Below are 22958 nucleotides of genomic sequence, written 5' to 3' on the forward strand. Positions count from 1 at the left end.
GGGGGATATATGTCAGAGAATTTGTGGTTTTTTAGCTTGTTAGTAATCGTTGTTCTATTGATTTTATTGCTTATTCTACGCCAGCAAAAATATACACATCTTCATCAAGAATTATCGAAAACGACTCAAGATTACAATCAGCTTGCCAGTAAATTTGATGAACTTAGCAGCATTAAAAATCAGCTAGAGCAGCAAACCATCAAAGCTCAAACAGAAAGCCAAGGCTTGTTAGTTCGACTCAATGAGCGTGATGAAAAAATTCATTATCTCACTCAAGAACTGGATGAAGAGCAATCTCGCCATTCCGCCATCGCGGAGCAAATTACTGCATTAAAAGAGCGATTCGGGATTGCTTCTGCGCAAGCTGAAAGTTTGAATGCCCAGTTGCAACATAGCCAAAGCCAGTTATCTCGTAAAGAACAGGAACAACAACATTTAACCGAAAAATTGACCGCACTTTCTCAAGAGTTAACAGGATTAAAAACAACGTTAGCAGAAAAAGAAAAACATTTTTCAGCGCAACAACAGAACTTTGAACAATCTAAGCAGCAGTTAGGCGTGGAATTTCAAAATCTAGCCAATCGGATTTTAGATGAAAAAAGTCGATCATTTAGTCAATCAAATCAAACTGCCTTGGAAACGTTGCTAAAGCCTTTCCGTGAGCAAATTGAAGGTTTCCAAAAACGGGTCAATGAAATTCACTCTGAATCCGTGAAAGGCAATGCAGGCTTGGAAGCGGAAATTAAAAAAGTATTAGAAATCGGTCTGAATATGTCGCAAGAGGCGAGTAATTTAACTGCTGCGTTGAAAGGCGAAAAGAAAACGTTAGGCAACTGGGGCGAAGTGCAATTAGAACGAGCGTTGCAACTGGCAGGGCTTGAAGAAAATGTGCATTACCGTGCCCAAGCACATTTTAAAGATGAACAAGGTGGGCGCAATTACCCTGATTTTGTGTTGAATTTACCTGATGAAAAACACTTAATTATCGACAGCAAAATGTCGTTGGTGGCTTATGAAAGTGCGGTAAATTCTGACGATGATTTTGAACGTGAGCGTTTACTAAAAGAACATATATCCGCATTGAAAAGTCATATTAATGATCTGCATAAAAAAGATTACAGCAATCTTATTGGCATGCGTAGCCCGAATTTTGTTCTTATGTTTATTGCGGTAGAACCTGCGTATATTGAGGCTTTAAAATCTGATCCCGCTTTATTTAATTACGGTTATGAACGTAACGTAATTATGGTTTCTCACACCACCTTAATGCCGATTTTACGAACCGTAGCAAACCTTTGGCGCATCGAACGCGGTAATGCCGAGGCAAAAGAAATCGCTGAAAAAGCAGGTGAAATTTATAACCAAATTTGCTTAGTCGCAGAACGTTTAAGTAAGCTCGGCAATACGCTTTCCACCGTCAGCAATCAATACAACAGTACAGTAACCGCACTTGTTGGCCAACAAGGTTTAGTTGGTAAAGTAGAACGATTTAAAACCCTTTCCGCAAAAGCGAATAAAACGATGCCAGATGTGGAGTTATTGAATAACCAGCTGGATTTGGCTAAGTTGGATACGTTGAACTAAGATAATTTCAAATAATTTATTCTCCGATTGAATGTGAATTTGGTCGGAGAATTTTTTATTTTATCTAAAAAAAATTTTGTGATTAATATCTCAAATTTGAAATTTCTCAGTTGTTTTTCTGTTTTTGTTCTTTATATTTATCTTATCGAAACGTTTCGATAAGGGTGGAAAGAGGAAATATATGAAAAAAACAATGTTATTAAATGCTCAACTTTCTCGTTGTATCGCTTCTCTTGGTCACACAGAAAGTTTGACGATTTGTGATGCGGGGCTTCCTATTCCATTAAGTGTGGAACGTATAGATCTGGCATTAACTGCGGGAGTGCCAAGTTTTTTACAAACTTTAGATACTGTGATCACTGAGATGTATGTCGAGCGAGTAGTGATTGCTGAAGAAATTAAAGAAAAAAATCCTGAAATTTTTACCGCACTTTTATCTAAACTTAGTCAAATTGAGACTAATCAAGGTAATAAGGTTCAGATAGAGTTTGTATCACATGAAACTTTTAAAAAATATACACACCAAAGCAAAGCGATTGTTCGAAGTGGTGAGTGTTCTCCTTATGCCAATATAATTTTATATTCTGGTGTGCCATTTTGATTTAGGTGAAATTATGGAAACCTTACTTAAAATTTCTGGCATTGATAAATCTTTCCCTGGCGTGAAGGCTTTAAGTAATGCCTGTTTATCAGTTTATTCTGGTCGAGTTATGGCATTGATGGGGGAAAATGGTGCAGGTAAATCGACTTTGATGAAGGTGCTTACTGGTATTTATTCTAAAGATGCTGGCACCATTGAGTATCTCAGTAAGGAAGTGACCTTTAAAGGCCCAAAAGAATCACAAGAGGCGGGTATTAGTATTATTCACCAAGAGCTGAATTTGGTCGGCAATCTCACTATTGCTGAAAACATTTTCCTTGGTCGTGAATTTAAAACCTCGTGGGGGGCAATTAATTGGCAAAAAATGTATACCGAGGCAGATAAACTGTTAGCTCGTTTAGGTGTAACCCATAGTAGTAAAAAATTATGCTCAGAACTTTCTATTGGTGAACAGCAGATGGTTGAGATTGCAAAAGCACTAAGTTTTGAATCTCAAGTAATCATTATGGATGAACCAACGGATGCATTAACCGATACTGAAACAGAGTCTTTATTTAATGTTATTCGTGAACTTAAAGCTGAAAATCGTGGCATTGTTTATATTTCCCATCGTTTAAAAGAAATTTTTCAGATTTGCGATGATGTAACGGTTCTGAGAGATGGGCAATTCATTGGTGAGCGTGTAGTAGCTGATATTGTTGAAGACGATTTAATTGAAATGATGGTAGGTCGTCGCTTGGATGAACAATATCCACATTTGGCACGAAAAAAAGGTGAATGTGTGTTGAGTGTGGAGCATCTGAGTGGTAGTGGCATTGATGATGTTTCATTTACGCTTCATGCTGGCGAGATTGTGGGCGTTTCTGGTTTAATGGGCGCAGGAAGAACTGAGCTTGGAAAGTTACTTTACGGCGCATTATCAAAAACAAGCGGTAAAGTGCGGTTAAAAAATCAGGATATTGAGAATCACACTCCTCAAGATGGTTTAGATAATGGCATTGTGTATATATCCGAAGATCGTAAAGGTGATGGTTTAATTTTAGGAATGTCGGTAAAAGAAAATATGTCGCTAACATCTCTCGATCATTTTTCTAACAGAGGCAATATTCGTCATCAAGCAGAAAAAATGGCAGTCGATGATTTTATTTTGATGTTTAATATTAAGACCCCTAGTCGTGATCAACAGGTAGGTTTACTGTCTGGTGGAAATCAACAAAAAGTGGCAATTGCTCGTGGGTTAATGACTCGCCCAAATGTGTTGATTTTAGATGAACCTACTCGTGGTGTAGATGTTGGTGCTAAGAAAGAAATTTACCAACTTATCAATGAGTTTAAGAAGGATGGTTTGAGTATTTTGATGATTTCATCGGATATGCCAGAGGTGCTTGGTATGAGTGATCGAGTGTTGGTCATGCGTGAAGGTAAAGTTAGTGCAGAATTTTCTCGTGAAGAGGCAACACAAGAAAAGTTATTAGCAGCAGCTATTGGTAAATAAGAGTAGGTAAGTATGATGAAAAATGAAACATCTAATTTTCAAATAGGAAGATTTTTGATTGAACAGCGTTCTTTTATTGCGTTGATTATTCTTATCGCAATTGTATCAGTGATTAATCCTGATTTTTTTAGCGTAGATAATATTCTGAATATTTTACGTCAAACTTCAGTTAATGCGATTATTGCAGTTGGGATGACCTTTGTTATCTTAATTGCGGGAATAGATCTTTCTGTTGGATCTGTATTGGCATTGACTGGTGCTATTGCAGCCTCAATGGTAAGTATTGAATTGCCTATTTTTTTAGTCGTTCCTGTTGTTTTATTGATTGGAACACTTCTTGGTGGTGTAAGTGGTGTAATTGTTGCAAAAGGAAAAGTTCAGGCTTTTATTGCTACCTTGGTTACCATGACCTTACTGCGTGGTATAACAATGGTTTATACAGATGGTCGTCCTATTACGACAGGTTTCTCTGATAATGCGGATATATTTGCTGGTATTGGCACTGGATATTTCTTAGGTATTCCAGTACCAATTTGGATTATGAGCGCCGTGTTTGCAGTGGCTTGGTATATTTTGAAACACACACCAATCGGTCGCTATATTTATGCTTTAGGTGGAAATGAGGCAGCGACCCAACTTTCTGGTATTAACGTCAATAAAATCAAAGTATTTGTTTTTGCTGTCAGTGGTTTTCTTTCTGCATTAGCAGGTTTAATTGTTACTTCGCGTTTATCCTCAGCACAACCGACTGCTGGTGTGTCTTATGAATTGGATGCTATTGCTGCTGTTGTTGTTGGGGGAACGAGTTTGATGGGTGGTAAGGGTCGTGTAATGGGAACCCTCATTGGCGCATTAATTATTGGTTTTTTAAATAATGCATTAAATTTATTAGATATTTCATCTTACTATCAGATGATAGCAAAAGCGTTGGTTATTTTGGTTGCCGTTTTAGCCGATAACTATCTTGGTACAAAAAAACTGTAATTCACTTCAAGGAGAAATTATGAAAAAACTAACCGCTCTTACTTCTGCTGTATTATTAGGTTTGGCTGTTACTGGTTCAGCATCTGCGCAAGACACGATCGCTTTAGCCGTGTCTACATTAGATAACCCATTTTTTGTCACATTGAAAGATGGCGCACAGAAAAAAGCTGATGAATTAGGCTATAAATTAGTCGTACTTGATTCACAAAATGACCCAGCTAAAGAACTTGCTAATGTTGAAGATTTAACAGTGCGTGGTGCAAAAGTACTATTGATCAATCCAACTGATTCTGAAGCTGTTGGCAATGCAGTGGCGATTGCAAACCGTAATCATATTCCAGTTATTACACTAGACCGTGGTGCAGCTAAAGGAAAAGTAGTAAGCCATATCGCATCTGACAATATAGCAGGCGGAAAAATGGCTGGGGATTTCATTGCACAAAAATTAGGTGATGGAGCTAAGGTTATCCAACTTGAAGGTATTGCTGGTACATCTGCAGCGCGTGAACGAGGTGAAGGTTTTAAACAAGCCATCACTGCACATAAGTTTAATGTATTAGCTAGCCAGCCTGCGGACTTTGATCGTACAAAAGGTTTGAATGTAACGGAAAATTTGCTTGCCTCAAAAGGAGATGTGCAGGCTATTTTTGCTCAAAATGATGAGATGGCATTAGGTGCATTACGGGCAATTAAAGCATCTAACAAAAAAGTCCTTGTTGTGGGATTTGATGGTACAGATGATGGTGTTAAAGCGGTGAAAGGTGGAAAAATGGCTGCAACTATTGCACAACAACCTGATCTTATTGGTTCATTGGGGGTTGTTACAGCTGATAAAATCTTAAAAGGCGAAAAAGTGGAATCAAAAATCCCAGTAGATTTAAAAGTAATTAGTGAATAGTTATTGCATAACTTTTATCTCCCCCTTGCTTATATGCGACAGACTGCATTAATGGCAGGGGGGGTTCCAGTTTCTTCAGATCCATATCTCTTTCAATTTATAAAGACAAATTTTAATTGTTCAAGGAGTTTAACATGAACAAAAAACTCACCGTTCTTGGCAGTATTAATGCTGATCATGTGATTTCTGTTCCTTATTTTTCTAAGCCTGGCGAAACATTAACTGGTGATAATTACCAGCTTGTTTATGGTGGAAAAGGTGCAAATCAGGCAGTAGCTGCTGCTCGGTTAGGGGCAAATGTAGAGTTTATTGGCTGTGTTGGTTCTGATGTTATAGGTGAAACAATGAAAAATGCATTTTCACAAGAGGGGATTGATACTACAAATATTCATTCTATTTCTCAAGAAATGACGGGAATGGCATTTATTCAAGTAGCTCAATCAGGTGAAAATAGCATCGTATTAGCTCGTGGAGCAAATGCACATTTAGATGAAAAATTGGTGCGGCATAGTGAAGCAAAAATTGCTCAATCTAATTATTTGTTAATGCAGTTAGAAACGCCTATTTCAGGTGTGGAGCTCGCTGCAAAAATTGCTCAAGAAAATGGTGTGAAAGTCGTACTAAATCCTGCGCCTGCGAGAGATTTATCGGACACCTTATTAAGTATGATTGATATCATTACACCAAATGAAACAGAAGCTGAAATCCTTACTGGTGTACGAGTGAGCGATGAACAAAGTGCGGTGGAAGCTGCGCAAGTTTTCCATAAAAAAGGAATTGATTGTGTCATGATTACATTAGGTGAGAAAGGTGTACTTGTTAGCCAAAATGGTGAAACCCGTATAATTAACGGTTTCCGTGTAAAAGCAGTAGATACAACGGCTGCTGGTGATACATTTAATGGTGGATTTGTTACAGCCTTGCTAGAAGGCCAATCCTTTGAAAATGCCGTTAGATTTGGTCAAGCGGCTGCAGCGATTAGTGTAACACGTAAAGGCGCTCAACCATCTATTCCTACTCGTCAAGAAACATTAGAATTTCTGGCTCATGTTTAAAGTGCGGTCAATTTTTTAGGTGTTTTATGGCAACAATGAAAGATATTGCTCGATTGGCGCAAGTATCTACGTCTACTGTTTCTCATGTGATTAATGGATCTCGTTTTGTCAGTGACGAAATTCGAGAGAAGGTAATGCGTATAGTTGTTGAACTTAATTATACGCCTTCTTATATAGCTCGTAGCTTAAAGGTAAAAGCGACAAAAACGATAGGGTTGCTTGTTACAGCGACTAATAATCCTTTTTTCTCTGAAGTTATGGCTGGAGTGGAGCAATATTGTCAGAAAAATCAATATAATCTTATTATTGCTACAACGGGTGGTGATGCTAAGCGTTTACAGCAAAATCTACAAACCTTAATACATAAACAAGTAGATGGTGTATTACTGATGTGCGGAGATAGTCGTTTTCAAGCGGATATGGAGCTTACAGTACCTTTGCCTTTAGTTGTGATGGATTGGTGGTTTACCGAGTTAAATGCAGACAAAATTCTAGAGAACTCAGAACGTGGCGGTTATCTTGCAACGAAATCTATGGTTGATGCGGGACACCAGAAAATTGGCATTATTACTGGTAATCTCAGAAAGTCAGTAGCTAAAAATCGTTTGCAGGGATATAAGAAAGCTTTGTCTGAAGCTAATATAGTTTTAAATCCCGATTGGATTGTAGAAAGTCATTTTGATTTTGAAGGAGGGATAGTTGGGGCGCAAAAACTGCTTGCGTTATCAGATAGACCGACGGCTATTTTCTGTTGTAGCGATACTATTGCCATTGGCGCCTATCAGGCAATTCAGAATCAAGGTTTACGTATTCCGCAAGATATTTCTATCATGGGATACGATGATATTGAATTAGCTCGTTATCTTTTCCCTTCTTTATCTACAATCAGTCAACCTAAAGCTGAATTAGGTAAGCTTGCTGTTGAGACTTTATTGCAACGTATACAAGAACCCAATGAAAATTACCGCACTTTAGTGTTAGAGCCGACCTGTATTTTGAGAGAATCAATTTCCTCCCCTTCAAATGTAAAAATAAAATAAGAATAACTCGATTTCTTTATTGCTATTTTCAAAAAAACTGCTATTTTCTTGCGGTTTTTTTGTTTATTTAACCCACTATTTAATTTAGGAATAAAATCTAATGGAAGAAAACAAACCTGTTGATCCTTATGCGAAATATAACGAACAATCGAATATTATCGCGAAAATAATTTTTGCTAGTCGCTGGTTGCAAGTGCCGATTTATTTGGGTTTGATTGTCACCCTTGCGATCTACTCTTATAAGTTTATTAAAGGCTTATGGGCATTGGTGATTAATGTCAATGAGATGGATTCCAACACGATTATGTTGGGTGTGTTGAATTTGATTGATGTCGTAATGATCGCAAACTTGCTTGTGATGGTGACTATCGGTGGTTATGAAATTTTCGTATCCAAATTGCGTACGCGTAATCACCCCGATCAGCCAGAATGGATGAGCCATGTAAATGCGACTGTATTGAAGGTTAAACTTTCTATGTCTATTATCGGCATTTCGTCTATCCATATGCTGCAAACCTTTGTGAACGCAAGCAATACGCCAGAAAAAACGATGATGTGGCAATTATTGTTACATTTGGGTTTTTTAGTGTCGGCAATTGCCTTGGCTTATACGGATAAAATTTTGTATAGCACAAGCCATAAAACGCATTAAAAATTTACCGCACTTTATCTAAATATAAAAACGTCGTTCATGATTGAACGACGTTTTGTTTTATGGAGATTGGGAAGTGCGGTAGGTTTTTCCTTGTTTTTTAACCCACCACAAATGGCAAGTAACCCGCACGAATCGCAAATGGAATAGATGTAATGATTACGCCTAATACCAATACGATAATTAAAGTTAGATTTCCTCCCCATACTTTGTATGGCAAATTAGAGTGGGTACGACGAGCTTTCCAAACGAGGCTAACTGGCAATACTACGGCATAGAATGCAAACATTTGGCCTGCGTAGCCTAGCGCTAAAATAAAACCTTCAGGATAGAAAAGCGCAAAGACGAGAGGTGGAATGAACGTCATTAAGCCAAGTGAGATACGCCCTGCAGAAATATTAAAGGATCGTTTTAATAAATCTTCGATACATTCCAACAAGCCAAGCCCTACACCTAAGAAAGAAGTAACCAGCGCCAAAGTTGAGAATAATTTTACCGCACCTGCGATAATGTTACTGCCAGTGATAGCAAGCGTTGCTTTTACTAAACCATTTAAGGTGGCATCTTCTTTTAAGATTTGTAAGAACTCATTTTGTGTGAGCAAGCCGTGCGTCGACATTTGCCACAAAATATAAGCGCAAAGGGTAATTGCTGAACCTGCCAAAATAGAAATGCGTAATGCTTTTACGTTGCCGTCTAAGTATTTATTTAAACTTGGAATGGAACCGTGGAAACCAAATGCTGTGAAAAATACAGGGCTTGCAGAGATAATTAAAGCGTTATCAATTGGTGTCGCCATTAAGTTATCAAATTTGATTTCTGGCAACATTAAGCTTAACACCACAGCAAAGGCCGCAAGCATCACAAAAAATAACACGCGATTAATTTTATCTACGCTATGTGTGCCGATGACAATAAATGAACCGAAAATCACGGTGAATAATAAGACGCTAACTTTATCGCCAAAACTTTCTGGTAATAAATCTTTTAGTAGTGAGCCGCCACCGCTGATATAAGCGGCAATTAATGCATATAAGAAAATAATTAGCACTGCCGTAGCAATAATGCGTCCTGTTTTACCAAAATATTGTTCTGCAAGTGTACCGATACCAGCATCACTTTCCGCAGTTTGATAGAGCTCAACGAATAAAAGTGCGCTAAAAGTTAATAATGCCCAAAGCCCTAATAATAAGACTAAAGTAAAGCCGAATCCGATGCCGGCGGAAGTGAGTGGCATAGCCAACATTCCCGCGCCAATCATCGTACCGGCAACGAGAAGTGTGCTGCCTACAGTTTTGTTCATGTTTGCTTCCTTATTGTGTAATAAATAATTTACGATGATTGTATTTTAAAATTTACACTGTGTAAACAACAGAATACAAAATATCTTTATTATTTACCGCACTTTTCTTTTCCCTTTCTGTTTTCATCTCGTTAAAATACTTATCGAATCAACTAAGACAAAGCTAAGACAATATAGGAGAGCTTATGATTTACAGTATGACCGCCTTTGCACGCCTTGAAGTGAAAAAAGATTGGGGCGATGCAGTATGGGAAATTCGTTCCGTCAATCAACGTTATTTAGAAAATTTTTTCCGTTTGCCAGAGCAATTTCGCGGATTAGAAAACACGTTGCGTGAGAAACTTCGTCAAAATCTTACTCGCGGTAAAATTGAATGTTCTTTGCGCATTGAAATGAAAAAACAAACAAATGCAGAATTGAATTTAAATAAAGAGCTTGCGAATCAAGTGATTCAGTCTTTGCAATGGATTAAATCTCAAGCTGGAGAGGGGGAAATTAATTTGACAGACGTGTTGCGTTATCCTGGTGTGGTGGAAGCGCAAGAGCAGGATTTAGATGCGATTAGTCAAGATTTGTTGACAGCCTTTGATGATTTACTGACAGATTTTATTGCAATGCGTGGTCGTGAAGGGGAAAAACTGAACGATATTATTCAACAACGCTTAGATGCTATTGCCGTGGAAGCGGATAAAGTGCGGTCACAAATGCCGGCAGTTTTACAATGGCAACGTGAGCGTTTATTGCAACGTTTTGAAGATGCTCAAGTGAATCTTGATCCTCAACGCGTGGAACAAGAAATGATTTTGCTAGCTCAACGCGTTGATGTGGCAGAAGAGCTTGATCGTTTACAAATGCACGTGAAAGAAACTACGAATATTTTGAAAAAAGGCGGTGCAGTTGGTCGTAAATTAGATTTTATGATGCAAGAATTGAATCGTGAATCGAATACGCTTGCGTCCAAATCCATTAATGCCGATATCACGGCTTCTGCGGTTGAGCTAAAAGTGCTTATCGAACAAATGCGTGAGCAAATCCAGAATTTAGAATAGGAAAGCAGAATGTCTCAATTTATTTCTCTTACTCAATATCAACTGATTGAGGCGCATGGTGCGGATACAGAAAAATATTTGCAAGGGCAGTTAACGACGGATGTTGTGCGATTAGCAAGTGGCGCAACAACACTTACGGCTCATTGTGATCCGAAAGGTAAAATGAATGCAATTTACCGTTTGTTTAAAGTGAGTAGCGAACAATTCTTTTTGCTGATTAAGAAAGATCTATTGCCAAGTGGGTTAGATGCCTTGAAAAAATATGCGGTATTTTCCAAAGTGAGTTTTGATTTACGTGATTGGCAAATCATCGGCTTAATAGGTGAAAAATGTGGAAAAATTACACCGCACTTTTCATGGGAAATTGATGAGCAACGTTCAATTTTATTGAATGAAACCGAATTGCCCGTGAATTTTAATGGTGATGAAAAAATTTGGGAAGTAGCTGATATTCAAGCAGGCTTGCCAAATTTAAGCCCGCAAACGCAAAATGAATTTATCCCACAAGCCCTAAATTTACAGGCTATTGAGCAAGCCATTTCTTTTACTAAAGGTTGCTATATTGGACAAGAAACGGTAGCTCGTGCTAAATATCGTGGTGCAAATAAACGCACAATGTTTGTCTTTAAAGCACAAACCCAGCAGGAAGTGGAAATTGGCAGTGAAATCGAAATGCAGATTGAATCTAATTGGCGAAAAACTGGCACGATTACAAGTGCGGTCAATTTAGACGGTGTTTTATGGTTGCAAGTTGTGATGAATAACGACATTGATTCGGAACAACAATTTAGATTGCCTAATAGTGAAATATTGTTAGAGCGAGTGCAGTTGCCTTATTCGATCACTGAATAATAAAGCAAAAAAGATCAGGCATTAACCTGATCTTTTTTCTATTTAGTAAAGTACCCGCGCACGAATTGTGCCATCGATTTCCTTCAATTTCGTCAGTAATGGCGATGCATCATTCGTTTCTACATCAACGACAACATAACCAATTTTCGGGTCAGTTTGTAAATATTGCGCGGCAATATTGAGGTTGGCCTCGACGAAAGTTTGGTTCAGTTTGTTCAATATACCAGGACGATTTTCGTGAATATGCAATAAGCGTTTTGTTCCCTCATGCTCTGGTAAAGATACTTCAGGGAAGTTGACGGAAGAAAGCGTTGAACCATTGTCTGAATATTTGACAAATTTGCCCGCTACTTCAAAACCGATATTTTCCTGTGCCTCTGCTGTTGAGCCACCGATATGTGGAGTTAAAATCACATTATCAAATTCGCGTAACGGTGAGACAAATTCTTCGTTAATTGACGCAGGTTCAATTGGGAATACATCAATTGCAGCACCGTGAATTTTACCGTCTTTTAAGGCTTGAGCGAGCGCATCAATATCTACCACTGTACCACGAGCAGCATTGATCAAAATTGCACCTTGTTTTAATTGTGCGATACGCTCAGCGTTCATCAAGTTTTTGGTAGATGGCAGTTCTGGCACATGTAATGAAATCACATCGCAAGAACTGAGTAACTCTTCAAGGCTACGAACCTGTTTGGCATTGCCAAGCGGAAGTTTATTTTCGATATCGTAGAAATGTACATCCATGCCTAATGATTCCGCAATAATACTTAATTGTGAACCAATGTGGCCGTAACCAATAATGCCTAGTTTTTTACCCCGCACTTCATGAGATCCAGTCGCTGATTTATTCCAGATGCCACGATGTACTTCGGCATTAGCCTGTGGCACATTGCGCATAAGTAATAAAATCTCGCCTAATACAAGTTCTGCGACGGAACGAGTGTTTGAGAATGGGGCATTAAATACAGGAATTCCACGCGCTTTTGCCGCATTTAGATCCACTTGGTTGGTGCCAATACAGAAACATCCCACTGCGATTAATTTGGGTGCGGCCTCAATCATTTCTGCCGTTAAATGGGTGCGAGAACGCAAGCCGATAAAGTGTGCATCTTTAATGGCTTCTTTTAATTCATCACCATCTAGCGCTTTTTTATAGTAATCAATATTGGTATAGCCTGCCGCATGGAGTGTATCAAGTGCGCTTTGATGCACACCTTCAAACAATACAAATTTGATTTTTGATTTGTCTAGAGAGACTTTGTTTGTCATGTTTGCTTCCTTATGATTTTTATTATGAGTTAGTCAATAATTTTGGCGCCTTCAGGCGTACCGACGATTACAACGTCTGCGCCACGTAACGCGAATATCCCGTTAGTGACGACACCCGCAACGTTGTTTAATTCTTTTTCCATTTCGACTGGATTTAAAATAGTGAAGTTGTGCACATCTAAAATCACATTGCCGTTGTCAGTCACCACGCCTTCACGATATTCAGGTGCGCCACCAAGTGCGGTTAATTTTCTGCCTACTTGTGAACGAGCCATTGGAATAACTTCAACTGGTAATGGGAAAGTCGAACCTAATACATCCACTTGTTTACTCGAATCCACAATACAAATAAATTTTTTCGCTAATGCAGCGACGATTTTTTCACGAGTGAGTGCTGCGCCACCGCCTTTAATCATCATTTTTTGTGGATTGATTTCATCTGCTCCATCCACATAAATATCTAAGCTAGAGACATCATTTGCATTAAATACTTCGATACCTTGTTTACGTAATAATTCTTCTGATGCTTTTGAAGCCGCAACTGCACCTTGAATTTTATCTTTGATTGTACCCAAAGCCTCAATAAAGCAGTTCACCGTGGAGCCGCTTCCTACGCCAACAATTGTGTCAGCTTTTACATATTCTAATGCGGCTTGTGCGGCGAGTTTTTTCATTTCTAATTGATTCATTTCCTTTCCTTATCTTAATAAGTGAATGATTGCTTTACTTTATTACGAGAGTATTTAATAAACAAGTGTAATTTTCCGAGCAGATGTTTTTCGCAAGCAGTGCCATTTCATGTTTTGGCTACTCTTCTATTAAAAATAATTCTAAGAGTTCATTAAGAAATAATTTGCCATGCTCAGTGATTTGCCAATAATCAGCGTTTTCCACAATATAGTTTTGTTGAATGGCAAAATCAATTTGATTTTTCACCACACTTTGCGATAAACCCGTGTAATCTTCAAATTCTTGTTTGGGTACCGCTTCTAACAAACGAAAGCGATTCATAAAAAACTCAAAAGGGCGGTCAATGTCTGGCACATTTTTTTCTTCGTAAAAATATTCGCCACGTAAATAACCTTTCGGGTGTTTGGTTTTAGAAAAGCGGGTAATCTCGCCATTCGGAAACGTCAATTTCCCGTGTGCGCCACAGCCAATGGCTAAATAATCCCCAAACCGCCAATAATTCAAATTATGTTTACATTGAAAACCCGCTTTTGCATAGGCCGACGTTTCATATTGCTGGTAGCCTGCCGCCGTTAAAAGTTGGTGGCCTTGCTCAAAAATATCCCAAAGCTCATCGTCATCCGGCAATTTAGGTGGGCGGTAAGCAAACATCGTATTTGGCTCAATAGTCAGTTGATACCAAGAAAGGTGAGGAGGAGATAGATCAATAGCTTGGCGAAGATCATCTAAGGCCTCTTCTAACGTTTGGTTTGGCAAACCGTGCATTAAATCCAAATTGAAACTTTTTAGCCCAGAAGCTTTCGCTAAATTGACCGCACTTTTTGCCTCTGCTGCATTATGGATCCGTCCAAGACACTGTAATTTGTCATCATTGAAACTTTGAATTCCCATAGAAATTCGCGTGATACCTGCGGATACATAACCTTTAAAACGTTCAGCTTCTACCGTGCCAGGATTCGCTTCTAATGTGATTTCAATGTCATCCTCAAAAGTAATTTGCTTCTTTATTTCCTTTAATAAATACGCAATGCTTTCTGCTGAGAACAAACTTGGCGTACCGCCACCAATAAAAATTGAATAGAGTTTTCGTTGTTGAATAGAATCTTTAAAGCGCTGTAAATCGGCCTGCAGATCTTTCAGAAGATGATGAATGTAGTCTTGTTCTGGTATATCGCCTTTTTGTGCGTGAGAATTAAAATCACAATAAGGGCATTTTTGAACGCACCATGGAATGTGTACATAAAGGGAAAGTGGAGGAAGTTTGAGCATGGTGTTATTAACAAGTTTTAAATGTGAGAACAGTTAGAAAAAGTACAAATTAACGTTGTGTAAATATGAAATCTTAGCTGACGCTGTGAATGTTGATAAAAAGGGCCTGTTTTCACAAGCCCTAAAACATTCAATTAATTGACCGCTCTTGTTGTCTTACTGGTTGCTTTACGGCGTGGTGATTTTGCCGCTTTAGCTTCAACTTTGACAAATTCAATACCTTCAGGCGGATTTTCCAACGCAAGACTAAGTACTTCATCAATGGTTTCTACTGCATGAATCGCAAGGTTTTGTTTTACGTTTTCTGGAATTTCTTCGAGATCTTTAACGTTCTCTTTTGGAATTAATACGGTTTTAATTCCGCCACGATGTGCCGCAAGAAGTTTTTCTTTTAATCCACCGATTGGTAATACTTTTCCGCGTAAACTGATTTCACCTGTCATGGCTACATCAGCACGCACAGGATTACCTGTTAAACAAGAAACTAATGCAGTACACATTGCGATACCGGCACTCGGGCCATCTTTTGGTGTTGCACCATCTGGCACGTGAATGTGAATGTCGCGTTTTTCATGGAACTCAGAATTAATACCAAGTTTATCCGCACGAGCGCGCACAACCGTCATGGCCGCTTGGATGGATTCTTTCATCACATCACCTAATGAACCAGTGTATGTGAGTTTTCCTTTACCGACAACAGAGGCGGTTTCAATCGTGAGTAAATCACCGCCCACTTCTGTCCAAGCTAGACCTGTCACTTCACCAATGCGGTTTTGTGTGTCGGCTTTGCCAAATTCAAAGCGTTTGACACCAAGATAATCGTGCAGATTATCTGAATTTACCGTGATAGATTTGAGTTTTGGATTTACCAATAAATTTTTCACTGCTTTACGGCAGATTTTTGAAATTTCACGTTCTAACCCACGCACGCCCGCTTCACGCGTGTAATAGCGGATAATATCTAAAATTGCGCTTTCTTCGACGGTAAGCTCGCCTTTCTTCAAACCATTACGTTCAATTTGTTTCGCTAACAAATGACGCATCGCGATATTAAGTTTTTCATCTTCTGTATAACCAGAAAGACGAATAACTTCCATACGATCCAATAATGGGCCTGGAATATTCATGGAGTTTGATGTCGCCACAAACATCACATCAGAAAGATCATAATCCACTTCTAAATAGTGATCATTAAACGTGGTGTTTTGCTCAGGGTCGAGTACCTCAAGCAATGCTGACGCTGGGTCACCTCGCATATCGGATGCCATTTTGTCGATTTCATCAAGCAAGAATAATGGATTTTTTACACCCACTTTTGCCATCTTTTGAATTAATTTACCTGGCAATGCACCAATATAGGTTTTACGGTGACCACGGATTTCTGCCTCATCGCGAACACCGCCTAATGCCATGCGTACATATTTACGACCAGTGGCATTGGCAATAGATTGACCAAGAGAGGTTTTACCTACTCCTGGAGGGCCAACTAAGCAAAGAATGGGTCCTTTCACTTTGTTTAAACGAGCTTGTACTGCAAGATATTCAAGAATACGTTCTTTCACTCGCTCTAAGCCATAGTGATCGGCATCTAATATTTGTTGTGCTTTCGAAATGTCTTTTTTCACTTTAGAACGTTGATGCCAAGGCACTTGGATCATCCATTCAATATAGCTACGAACAACGGTCGCTTCAGAAGACATGGCTGACATCATTTTGAGTTTTTGTAACTCATTTTCTACTTTGTCGCGTACCTCTGCTGGCATGCCTGCTGCTTCTACTTTTTGACGAAGTTGTTCAACTTCATCAATCGTATCTTCATTTTCGCCACTATCCATTTCTTTACGAATGGCTTTAATTTGCTCACTTAGATAATAGTTACGTTGGCTTTTCTCCATTTGTTTTTTTACACGACCGCGAATGCGTTTTTCAACTTGAAGAATGTCCGCTTCTGATTCCATCATACCAAGCAGATATTCTAAGCGGTCTTGCACGTTGGCAAGTTCCAAGATGCTTTGTTTATGGCGAACACTTACCGGTAAATGCGCAGCCATTGTGTCTGATAAACGATCTGCATCACCAAGGCGATGAAGTGCATTTAATACATCAGCAGGGATTTTTTTATTTAAGGTGAGATAATTTTCGAATTCAGAAAGTACCGCTTTTTTCGCAACATCTAACTCTTTTTCATCACCATAAGTGGTTTCGATAGGGGTAATTTTTGCGGAAAAGCACTTCTCGCCATCTTCAAGGCTGTTAATTTTCGCGCGATTTTGACCTTCAACTAGCACTTTCACTGTGCCATCAGGTAATTTTAGTAACTGAATAATGTTAGCAATGGTACCCACATCAAATAAATCTTCAGGGGTCGGTTCTTCCAAATCTGCTTCTCTTTGAGATACTAAAAGAAGCTGTTTATCATCGTTCATCGCTTCTTCAAGGGCATTAATTGATTTTGCACGCCCTACAAAAAGTGGCATTACCATATAAGGGAAAACGACGACATCGCGTAATGGTAATACGGGCATCGTACGTTGGGTATTCTTCGCCATAATTTATCTCTCTTAATTCTTTCCGATAATTTGGGTAAATATTGGGGTGGGGAAAAAGGAATTCAAGGAAAAGATTATAACAAAATCTGAGTTATAAAGTGGGTTTTAAACAAAAAAGAATTTTGGCAAATGACGTGATAATCGCTAAAATGGCTGACAATTTTATTAAATTTCACAAAATATTGAGTTATGTCCACGAAAAATAATTTTATTTTCCCCACTTACGTTCAAATGTATCCTTACTCCAAGGATCGCCCTTTTCTCAAACAAGTGCGGGAAAAATTACGCTATTATGGCTATAAATGGTTGTATCAAAAGCAATGTAGCCAATTAGTGGATTTTCTTAATGCAGAAACTCAATGGCAGCCTTTATTTACACAAGATTATTATCGTGTAAATACCGTGTTGACAACTTTTTGCGATAAACGTTTTTCTGCTTCAGAACGTTTAGCGTCGATTACGGAGAATTTACGTTTGGCAGAAGAAAAAATGGGACGTTCGCTTTGCCAACAATTATTAGATCAACAAAATATCGTGTTAACACAATTAACAGAAGATTTGCGTTTATCTTTGAGTATCAATCATATCGATCCCTTTGAAGGGTATTTTTCTATTAATATTCGTAATCAACATAATGAGCGAGTATATGATGCATCTTTCACTTTTTTGAGTCCGAATAAATTGCTTATCGCCTCGATTCAAGGCCCTTCAAGTGACAATGCTCAAGAACTTGTGAAACAGGCTACGAAATCATTGCACGGTATGCGTCCAATGTTTCTGCTGGTCAATGCGTTCAAAATACTTGCTGAAAAATGGCAATGTGAGCTAGTGGGTATTCCACACAAAGCGCAAGGAAAATATCGTCTTTCTGCGCGCAGTAAAATTTTGTTTAATTACGATGAGTTCTGGCAAGAGAACCTTGGAGAATACCACAATAATTATTGGCAATTACCTTTGGATATTGAACGCAAACAGTTAGAAGATATCGCAAGTAAAAAACGTTCTATGTATCGTAAACGTTATGAAATGTTAGACCAAATGGCATTGAATATTCAGCAACTTTAAGGAAGAAAGTGCGGTAAAAATGAGAGAAATTTTTACCGCACTTCTCAATTAGTTTTCTTGTTTTTTCACTTCATCCCACAACAAATCTAATTCAATAAGCGGCACATCATTAACTTGCTTACCTTGTTGTTGAACCGCTTGTTCTACTGCTCGAAAACGACGTTCAAATTTTAAATTCGCTTTTCGCAATGCATCTTCAGGATCACATTTTAAGTGGCGAGCAAGATTGACCGTTGCGAACAATAAATCGCCCATTTCCTCTTCTACTTTATTTTGCTCAATCGAAGTGCGGTTGATTTCAGCTTGAACTTCTTCTAATTCTTCCTGCACTTTGTCAAATACGGGGGAAATTTCTTCCCAATCAAACCCTACTTTTGAACAACGTTTTTGTAATTTTGCCGCTCGCGTAAGAGAAGGCAAAGCACGAGGTACATTATCTAAAATAGAGGTTTCTTCACTTTTACCTTGTTTTTCTTTGGCTTTCATTTCGTTCCAACGAGAAAGGGCTTCTGTTTCATCCCCAGCTTTTGCATCACCAAACACGTGAGGATGACGACGCACAATTTTTTCAGCAACATCTTGCAATACATCGTCAAAAGTAAAGTATTTATCTTCCGTAGCAAGCTGGCTGAAGAAAACAACTTGTAACAATAAATCCCCTAGTTCTTCGCGTAAATTTGGTATATCTTTTTTCTCAATCGCTTCGATTACTTCGTAAGTTTCTTCCGTTAAGCAAGGAATCATGGATTCATAATTTTGTTTTAAATCCCAAGGACATCCACCATTTGGATTACGAAGTTGGGCAATGAGTTGGATAAAATCTTGAATAGAGTAGCGCATAATTTTATTTCCTTTGATGGAATGTTTTGGATAGTATAACGAACAAGAAAAATGGTGCAAATACCGTCGCTTTTTAGGCGTATTTTCTTTATACTTTGCGCATTGAAATACTATTGATAAAGCTGGGAAAAATGGAAAAAATTATTATCGACCACGATCGTTTTCTTCGCACGATTTCGCGTATTTCTCACGAAATTATTGAAAAACATCAAACGTTAGATGATCTTGTGATTGTTGGGATTAAACGCCGTGGCGCGGAAATTGCAGAATTATTACAACGTCGAGTTGAAGAATTAAGTGGTATAAATTTACCTTCAATGGAACTGGATATCACCTTTTATCGCGATGATTTAACTTTGGTTGATCAGGAAGATAAAATGCCAGTTTATAGTGGTTCATCACAATATTTGAATATTCAAGATAAAACCGTCATTTTGGTTGATGATGTCTTGTTTACTGGTCGAACCATTCGAGCGGCAATGGATGCACTCACTGATTTTGGTCGTGCTGCAAAAATTGAATTAGTTATTTTTGTTGACCGTGGGCATCGTGAATTACCAATTCGTGCTGATTACGTAGGTAAAAATGTGCCAACAAGCCGTGATGAGCTTGTACAAGTTCGCACTGAAAAACAAGATGGGTGTTACGAAGTTGCTATCTTAGGAAAATAAATCTTATCTCTTGTGAACCTTCAATAGAATTGTTACTCTAACCAACGTTATTGACTCTTTTTTGATGAGATGAAAATGAAAAAATTTATTCTAAAATCTTTTTTATTGGCTACTTTAGGTTGTGTTGCTTTTATTTCTATGGCCCAAGCTGGGGAACGTGTTGTCGCAACAGTAGATGGTATTCCTATTTTAGAAAGCCAAGTTCGTGCAAATATGGGTAAAAAAGGCGATCGCCAAAGTGCACTTGATAAAATTATTGATGATCTTTTAGTACAAAAAGCGATTCAAGAATCTGGTGTGAAAATTGATCCTCGAGAAATCGATCGTGTAGTGGAAGATACTGCGGCAAGAAATGGTTTAACTTATGGTCAATTTTTGGATGCGTTAGATTATCAAGGCATTTCATTAAATACATTTCGCCAACAAATTGCCAATCAAATGATGATGGGGGCAGTGCGTAATAAAGCGATCAATGAAAGCGTTGCGGTGACGCGTGAAGAAGTTGTTGCGCTTGGTCAAAAAATGTTAGATGAGGCAAAATCGCAAGGCACAGCACAAAAAGTAACGGGTAAAGAATACGAAGTTCGTCATATTTTGTTAAAACTTAACCCGATGTTAAATGATGCACAGGCCAAAGCTGAATTAACAAGAATTCGCTCTGATATTATTGCGGGCAAAATGACTTTTGCAGACGCGGCTTTAAAATATTCGAAAGATTATTTATCGGGGGCGAATGGCGGTAGTTTAGGTTATGCGTTCCCAGAAAGTTACGCACCACAATTTGCACAGACTGTTGCACAAAGTAAACAAGGTGTAATTTCTGCGCCATTTAAAACTGAGTTCGGTTGGCATATTTTGGAAGTAACAGGCACTCGCGATGGTGACCGCACGGCAGATGCTTATACGCAAAAAGCCTATGAACATTTGGTGAACAGTCAGTTACAAGACGCAAATAAAGATTGGGTAAAAGCATTACGTAAAACTGCGGATATTCAATATTTTAATAAATGATTTAATGTTTAAAAGAAAGGGGCTTAATTGCCCCTTTTGTTGTTTTTTATTTTCTCTTTCTTATACCTTATGAAGAAATTTTTAATTGCGATTTTACTTTTAATTTTGATTTTAGCGGGCGCGGCGAGTTTTGGTTATTACAAAATTACTGAATTTGTAAAAACACCAGTAAATGTGCAGGCAGATCAACTTTTAACAATTGAACGTGGCACAACAGGTTCAAAATTAGCCGCACTTTTTGAGCAAGAAAAGTTAATTGATGATGGGAAATTATTACCTTATTTGCTGAAGTTGAAACCTGAGCTAAATAAAATAAAAGCAGGCACTTATTCCCTTGAGAATATTAAAACTATGCAAAATTTACTCGATTTGCTCAATTCAGGTAAAGAAGTTCAGTTCAATGTAAAATGGATTGAAGGAAAAACCTTCAAGGATTGGCGAAAAGATCTTGAAAATGCACCGCACTTAAAACAAACCTTGCAAGGTAAAAGTGATAAAGAAATTATGGCGTTATTGGATATTCCAGCCGTTGCAAAAGCCGTTTACGAATGGAATAACATGGAGGGGTGGTTATATCCAGATACCTATAACTACACGCCAAACTCGACTGATCTTGAATTATTAAAACGTTCAGCTACTCGTTTACAAAAAGCCTTAGATAAAGCGTGGAATGAGCGCGATGAAAATCTCCCATTAGCGGATCCGTATCAGATGCTGATTTTGGCTTCTATTGTGGAGAAAGAAACGGGGATTGCAGAGGAGCGTCCACAAGTGGCTTCGGTATTTATTAACCGTTTAAAAGCTAATATGAAACTACAAACTGACCCAACGGTGATTTATGGAATGGGTGAGAGCTATACCGGTAATATTCGTAAGAAAGATTTGGAAACGATAACTCCTTACAATACCTATATGATTGAGGGGCTACCACCAACACCGATTGCGATGGTGAGTGAAAGTGCTTTGCAGGCTGTGGCGCATCCAGCGAAAACGGACTTTTATTATTTTGTTGCCGATGGCAGCGGCGGCCATAAATTTACTCGTAATCTGAATGATCATAATAAAGCAGTGCAAGAATATTTACGTTGGTATCGCAACCAAAAAAATACCAAATAAAAGTGCGGAAGAAAATATGAAAGGAAAATTTATTGTCATTGAAGGTTTGGAAGGCGCGGGGAAAAGCTCTGCTCATCAGTCGGTTGTACGAGTCTTGCATGAACTTGGTATTCAAGATATCGTGTTTACACGAGAGCCTGGTGGAACCCCGTTGGCAGAGAAATTACGTCATCTAATTAAACATGAAACCGAAGAACCCGTGACAGATAAAGCAGAGTTATTAATGCTTTATGCGGCTCGTGTTCAGTTGGTGGAAAATGTGATTAAACCTGCTTTAATGCAAGGAAAATGGGTGGTAGGTGATCGCCACGATATGTCATCTCAGGCGTATCAAGGTGGCGGACGTCAATTAGACCCGTATTTTATGCTCACCTTAAAAGAAACCGTATTAGGTGATTTTGAGCCAGATCTCACAATTTATTTGGATATAGATCCGATTGTCGGTTTAGCGCGAGCTCGTGGACGAGGCGAGTTAGATCGTATTGAGCAAATGGATTTAGATTTTTTTCACCGTACTCGAGCACGCTATTTAGAATTAGTAAAAGATAATCCAAAAGCAGTCGTAATTAATGCAGAGCAGACTATTGAACTTGTGCAAGCTGATATCGAAAGTGCGGTAAAAAATTGGTGGAAATCAAACGAAAAATGACCGCGCTTTCAGAATAAAAAAATCGGCAGAGAATTTCCTGCCGATTTTATTTTGTTACTACTAAACTTAAAACGTCCACTGTAAATTCAGCGCACCTTGTTTAGCTTGATGATGCTTGCTTGTTTGGCGATTAAATGTGGCTTGTAAAGTTAAGTGAGATTTGATTTTCACTGCTATACCTAATTGGCTTTCAATTGCCGCTTTATTATTTATCACTCGACGTTCACCGTCTATTTCCACGCCGAAAGGTTTTTGTTGGTAGATTGAATTGACAGCAACAAATGGTTGGAAAATGACTCCATTAGTGAAA

22 protein-coding genes are annotated in these 22958 nt (G+C 38.4%); 15 read left to right on the top strand and 7 right to left on the bottom strand.

Annotation, left to right across the window (positions count from 1 at the left end):
- Nucleotides 1–9: 9 nt before the first annotated feature.
- From rmuC to HMPREF9096_RS08345, 8 genes are all read left to right on the top strand, one after another.
- Nucleotides 10–1584: a DNA recombination protein RmuC gene (gene rmuC, locus HMPREF9096_RS08380; RefSeq protein WP_009499623.1), complete on the top strand. Its 1575-nt coding sequence runs from the start codon at nt 10–12 to the stop codon at nt 1582–1584.
- A gap of 181 nt (nt 1585–1765) precedes the next feature.
- Nucleotides 1766–2185 (top strand): D-ribose pyranase, encoded by a 420-nt coding sequence (gene rbsD, locus HMPREF9096_RS08375; protein ID WP_009499624.1) that lies wholly within the window; start codon nt 1766–1768, stop codon nt 2183–2185.
- Between the two features lie 13 nt (nt 2186–2198).
- Nucleotides 2199–3680, top strand: coding sequence for a ribose ABC transporter ATP-binding protein RbsA (rbsA, locus tag HMPREF9096_RS08370; RefSeq protein WP_009499625.1), 1482 nt, complete (start codon nt 2199–2201; stop codon nt 3678–3680).
- A 15-nt stretch (nt 3681–3695) separates the two neighbouring features.
- Nucleotides 3696–4664 carry a ribose ABC transporter permease gene (gene rbsC, locus HMPREF9096_RS08365; RefSeq protein ID WP_032803205.1) on the top strand — a complete coding sequence of 323 codons (969 nt, stop codon included), beginning with the start codon at nt 3696–3698 and terminating at the stop codon, nt 4662–4664.
- 19 nt (nt 4665–4683) lie between these two features.
- On the top strand, nt 4684–5562 hold the full coding sequence (gene rbsB / locus HMPREF9096_RS08360) for a ribose ABC transporter substrate-binding protein RbsB (RefSeq protein ID WP_032803206.1): 879 nt from the start codon (nt 4684–4686) through the stop codon (nt 5560–5562).
- Between the two features lie 134 nt (nt 5563–5696).
- The gene (rbsK, locus tag HMPREF9096_RS08355; protein WP_009499628.1) at nt 5697–6617 is read left to right on the top strand and encodes a ribokinase; all 921 of its coding nucleotides are present in this window, start codon (nt 5697–5699) and stop codon (nt 6615–6617) included.
- Between the two features lie 26 nt (nt 6618–6643).
- A complete protein-coding gene (locus tag HMPREF9096_RS08350; protein WP_009499629.1) occupies nt 6644–7657 on the top strand; it encodes a substrate-binding domain-containing protein in 1014 nt (337 codons plus the stop codon).
- Nucleotides 7658–7757: 100 nt separating this feature from the next.
- The gene (locus tag HMPREF9096_RS08345; protein WP_005635695.1) at nt 7758–8309 is read left to right on the top strand and encodes a TIGR00645 family protein; all 552 of its coding nucleotides are present in this window, start codon (nt 7758–7760) and stop codon (nt 8307–8309) included.
- 100 nt (nt 8310–8409) lie between these two features.
- On the opposite strand, the gene HMPREF9096_RS08340 is transcribed toward HMPREF9096_RS08345, so the two are convergent.
- Complete coding sequence (locus HMPREF9096_RS08340; RefSeq protein ID WP_009499630.1) at nt 8410–9612, bottom strand: aromatic amino acid transporter; 1203 nt, start codon at nt 9610–9612, stop codon at nt 8410–8412.
- A 185-nt stretch (nt 9613–9797) separates the two neighbouring features.
- Here HMPREF9096_RS08340 and HMPREF9096_RS08335 point away from each other — a divergent pair, with 185 nt between their 5' ends.
- Nucleotides 9798–10661, top strand: a complete 864-nt coding sequence (locus HMPREF9096_RS08335; RefSeq protein WP_032803207.1) for a YicC/YloC family endoribonuclease — start codon at nt 9798–9800, stop codon at nt 10659–10661.
- 9 nt (nt 10662–10670) lie between these two features.
- The gene (locus HMPREF9096_RS08330; RefSeq protein ID WP_009499632.1) at nt 10671–11513 is read left to right on the top strand and encodes a folate-binding protein YgfZ; all 843 of its coding nucleotides are present in this window, start codon (nt 10671–10673) and stop codon (nt 11511–11513) included.
- 42 nt (nt 11514–11555) lie between these two features.
- Here the strand turns inward: HMPREF9096_RS08330 and serA are convergent, their stop codons facing one another.
- The 4 genes from serA to lon form a co-directional block, all read right to left on the bottom strand.
- Nucleotides 11556–12788: a phosphoglycerate dehydrogenase gene (gene serA, locus HMPREF9096_RS08325; protein ID WP_009499633.1), complete on the bottom strand. Its 1233-nt coding sequence runs from the start codon at nt 12786–12788 to the stop codon at nt 11556–11558.
- Between the two features lie 29 nt (nt 12789–12817).
- Nucleotides 12818–13477 (bottom strand): ribose-5-phosphate isomerase RpiA, encoded by a 660-nt coding sequence (gene rpiA, locus HMPREF9096_RS08320; protein ID WP_009499634.1) that lies wholly within the window; start codon nt 13475–13477, stop codon nt 12818–12820.
- Between the two features lie 118 nt (nt 13478–13595).
- Complete coding sequence (gene hemW / locus HMPREF9096_RS08315; RefSeq protein ID WP_009499635.1) at nt 13596–14747, bottom strand: radical SAM family heme chaperone HemW; 1152 nt, start codon at nt 14745–14747, stop codon at nt 13596–13598.
- 134 nt (nt 14748–14881) lie between these two features.
- Complete coding sequence (lon, locus tag HMPREF9096_RS08310; RefSeq protein WP_009499636.1) at nt 14882–17296, bottom strand: endopeptidase La; 2415 nt, start codon at nt 17294–17296, stop codon at nt 14882–14884.
- Nucleotides 17297–17485: 189 nt separating this feature from the next.
- Here lon and HMPREF9096_RS08305 point away from each other — a divergent pair, with 189 nt between their 5' ends.
- On the top strand, nt 17486–18361 hold the full coding sequence (locus HMPREF9096_RS08305; RefSeq protein WP_009499637.1) for a VirK/YbjX family protein: 876 nt from the start codon (nt 17486–17488) through the stop codon (nt 18359–18361).
- Between the two features lie 48 nt (nt 18362–18409).
- Here the strand turns inward: HMPREF9096_RS08305 and mazG are convergent, their stop codons facing one another.
- Complete coding sequence (gene mazG / locus HMPREF9096_RS08300; RefSeq protein WP_009499638.1) at nt 18410–19201, bottom strand: nucleoside triphosphate pyrophosphohydrolase; 792 nt, start codon at nt 19199–19201, stop codon at nt 18410–18412.
- A gap of 131 nt (nt 19202–19332) precedes the next feature.
- Between mazG and pyrR the strand changes: the two genes are divergently transcribed.
- The 4 genes from pyrR (at nt 19333) to tmk (ending at nt 22648) form a co-directional block, all read left to right on the top strand.
- Nucleotides 19333–19872, top strand: coding sequence for a bifunctional pyr operon transcriptional regulator/uracil phosphoribosyltransferase PyrR (gene pyrR, locus HMPREF9096_RS08295; RefSeq protein WP_005626142.1), 540 nt, complete (start codon nt 19333–19335; stop codon nt 19870–19872).
- A gap of 75 nt (nt 19873–19947) precedes the next feature.
- Nucleotides 19948–20883 carry a peptidylprolyl isomerase gene (locus HMPREF9096_RS08290; protein ID WP_032803209.1) on the top strand — a complete coding sequence of 312 codons (936 nt, stop codon included), beginning with the start codon at nt 19948–19950 and terminating at the stop codon, nt 20881–20883.
- Nucleotides 20884–20952: 69 nt separating this feature from the next.
- A complete protein-coding gene (gene mltG, locus HMPREF9096_RS08285) occupies nt 20953–21999 on the top strand; it encodes an endolytic transglycosylase MltG (protein ID WP_009499640.1) in 1047 nt (348 codons plus the stop codon).
- Nucleotides 22000–22015: 16 nt separating this feature from the next.
- On the top strand, nt 22016–22648 hold the full coding sequence (gene tmk, locus HMPREF9096_RS08280) for a dTMP kinase (protein ID WP_032803210.1): 633 nt from the start codon (nt 22016–22018) through the stop codon (nt 22646–22648).
- A gap of 66 nt (nt 22649–22714) precedes the next feature.
- On the opposite strand, the gene HMPREF9096_RS08275 is transcribed toward tmk, so the two are convergent.
- Nucleotides 22715–22958: autotransporter outer membrane beta-barrel domain-containing protein (locus HMPREF9096_RS08275; protein WP_009499642.1), on the bottom strand; the 244-nt coding region annotated here is incomplete at its 5' end.

It is taken from the genome of Haemophilus sp. oral taxon 851 str. F0397, from assembly GCF_000242295.1.
Lineage (GTDB): Bacteria > Pseudomonadota > Gammaproteobacteria > Enterobacterales > Pasteurellaceae > Haemophilus.

What these genes read in the sequence shown, in the direction of transcription:
- rbsB (WP_032803206.1), top strand. Translation starts at nt 4,684, where the DNA reads ATGAAAAAACTAACCGCTCTTACTTCTGCTGTATTATTAGGTTTGGCT.
- HMPREF9096_RS08335 (WP_032803207.1), top strand. Translation starts at nt 9,798, where the DNA reads ATGATTTACAGTATGACCGCCTTTGCACGCCTTGAAGTGAAAAAAGAT.
- mltG (WP_009499640.1), top strand. Translation starts at nt 20,953, where the DNA reads ATGAAGAAATTTTTAATTGCGATTTTACTTTTAATTTTGATTTTAGCG.
- mazG (WP_009499638.1), bottom strand. Translation starts at nt 19,201, where the DNA reads ATGCGCTACTCTATTCAAGATTTTATCCAACTCATTGCCCAACTTCGT.
- HMPREF9096_RS08340 (WP_009499630.1), bottom strand. Translation starts at nt 9,612, where the DNA reads ATGAACAAAACTGTAGGCAGCACACTTCTCGTTGCCGGTACGATGATT.
- rbsK (WP_009499628.1), top strand. Translation starts at nt 5,697, where the DNA reads ATGAACAAAAAACTCACCGTTCTTGGCAGTATTAATGCTGATCATGTG.
- HMPREF9096_RS08330 (WP_009499632.1), top strand. Translation starts at nt 10,671, where the DNA reads ATGTCTCAATTTATTTCTCTTACTCAATATCAACTGATTGAGGCGCAT.
- hemW (WP_009499635.1), bottom strand. Translation starts at nt 14,747, where the DNA reads ATGCTCAAACTTCCTCCACTTTCCCTTTATGTACACATTCCATGGTGC.
- HMPREF9096_RS08305 (WP_009499637.1), top strand. Translation starts at nt 17,486, where the DNA reads ATGTCCACGAAAAATAATTTTATTTTCCCCACTTACGTTCAAATGTAT.
- HMPREF9096_RS08290 (WP_032803209.1), top strand. Translation starts at nt 19,948, where the DNA reads ATGAAAAAATTTATTCTAAAATCTTTTTTATTGGCTACTTTAGGTTGT.
- pyrR (WP_005626142.1), top strand. Translation starts at nt 19,333, where the DNA reads ATGGAAAAAATTATTATCGACCACGATCGTTTTCTTCGCACGATTTCG.
- lon (WP_009499636.1), bottom strand. Translation starts at nt 17,296, where the DNA reads ATGGCGAAGAATACCCAACGTACGATGCCCGTATTACCATTACGCGAT.
- tmk (WP_032803210.1), top strand. Translation starts at nt 22,016, where the DNA reads ATGAAAGGAAAATTTATTGTCATTGAAGGTTTGGAAGGCGCGGGGAAA.
- rbsC (WP_032803205.1), top strand. Translation starts at nt 3,696, where the DNA reads ATGAAAAATGAAACATCTAATTTTCAAATAGGAAGATTTTTGATTGAA.
- HMPREF9096_RS08345 (WP_005635695.1), top strand. Translation starts at nt 7,758, where the DNA reads ATGGAAGAAAACAAACCTGTTGATCCTTATGCGAAATATAACGAACAA.
- HMPREF9096_RS08350 (WP_009499629.1), top strand. Translation starts at nt 6,644, where the DNA reads ATGGCAACAATGAAAGATATTGCTCGATTGGCGCAAGTATCTACGTCT.
- rbsD (WP_009499624.1), top strand. Translation starts at nt 1,766, where the DNA reads ATGAAAAAAACAATGTTATTAAATGCTCAACTTTCTCGTTGTATCGCT.
- rbsA (WP_009499625.1), top strand. Translation starts at nt 2,199, where the DNA reads ATGGAAACCTTACTTAAAATTTCTGGCATTGATAAATCTTTCCCTGGC.
- rpiA (WP_009499634.1), bottom strand. Translation starts at nt 13,477, where the DNA reads ATGAATCAATTAGAAATGAAAAAACTCGCCGCACAAGCCGCATTAGAA.
- serA (WP_009499633.1), bottom strand. Translation starts at nt 12,788, where the DNA reads ATGACAAACAAAGTCTCTCTAGACAAATCAAAAATCAAATTTGTATTG.
- rmuC (WP_009499623.1), top strand. Translation starts at nt 10, where the DNA reads ATGTCAGAGAATTTGTGGTTTTTTAGCTTGTTAGTAATCGTTGTTCTA.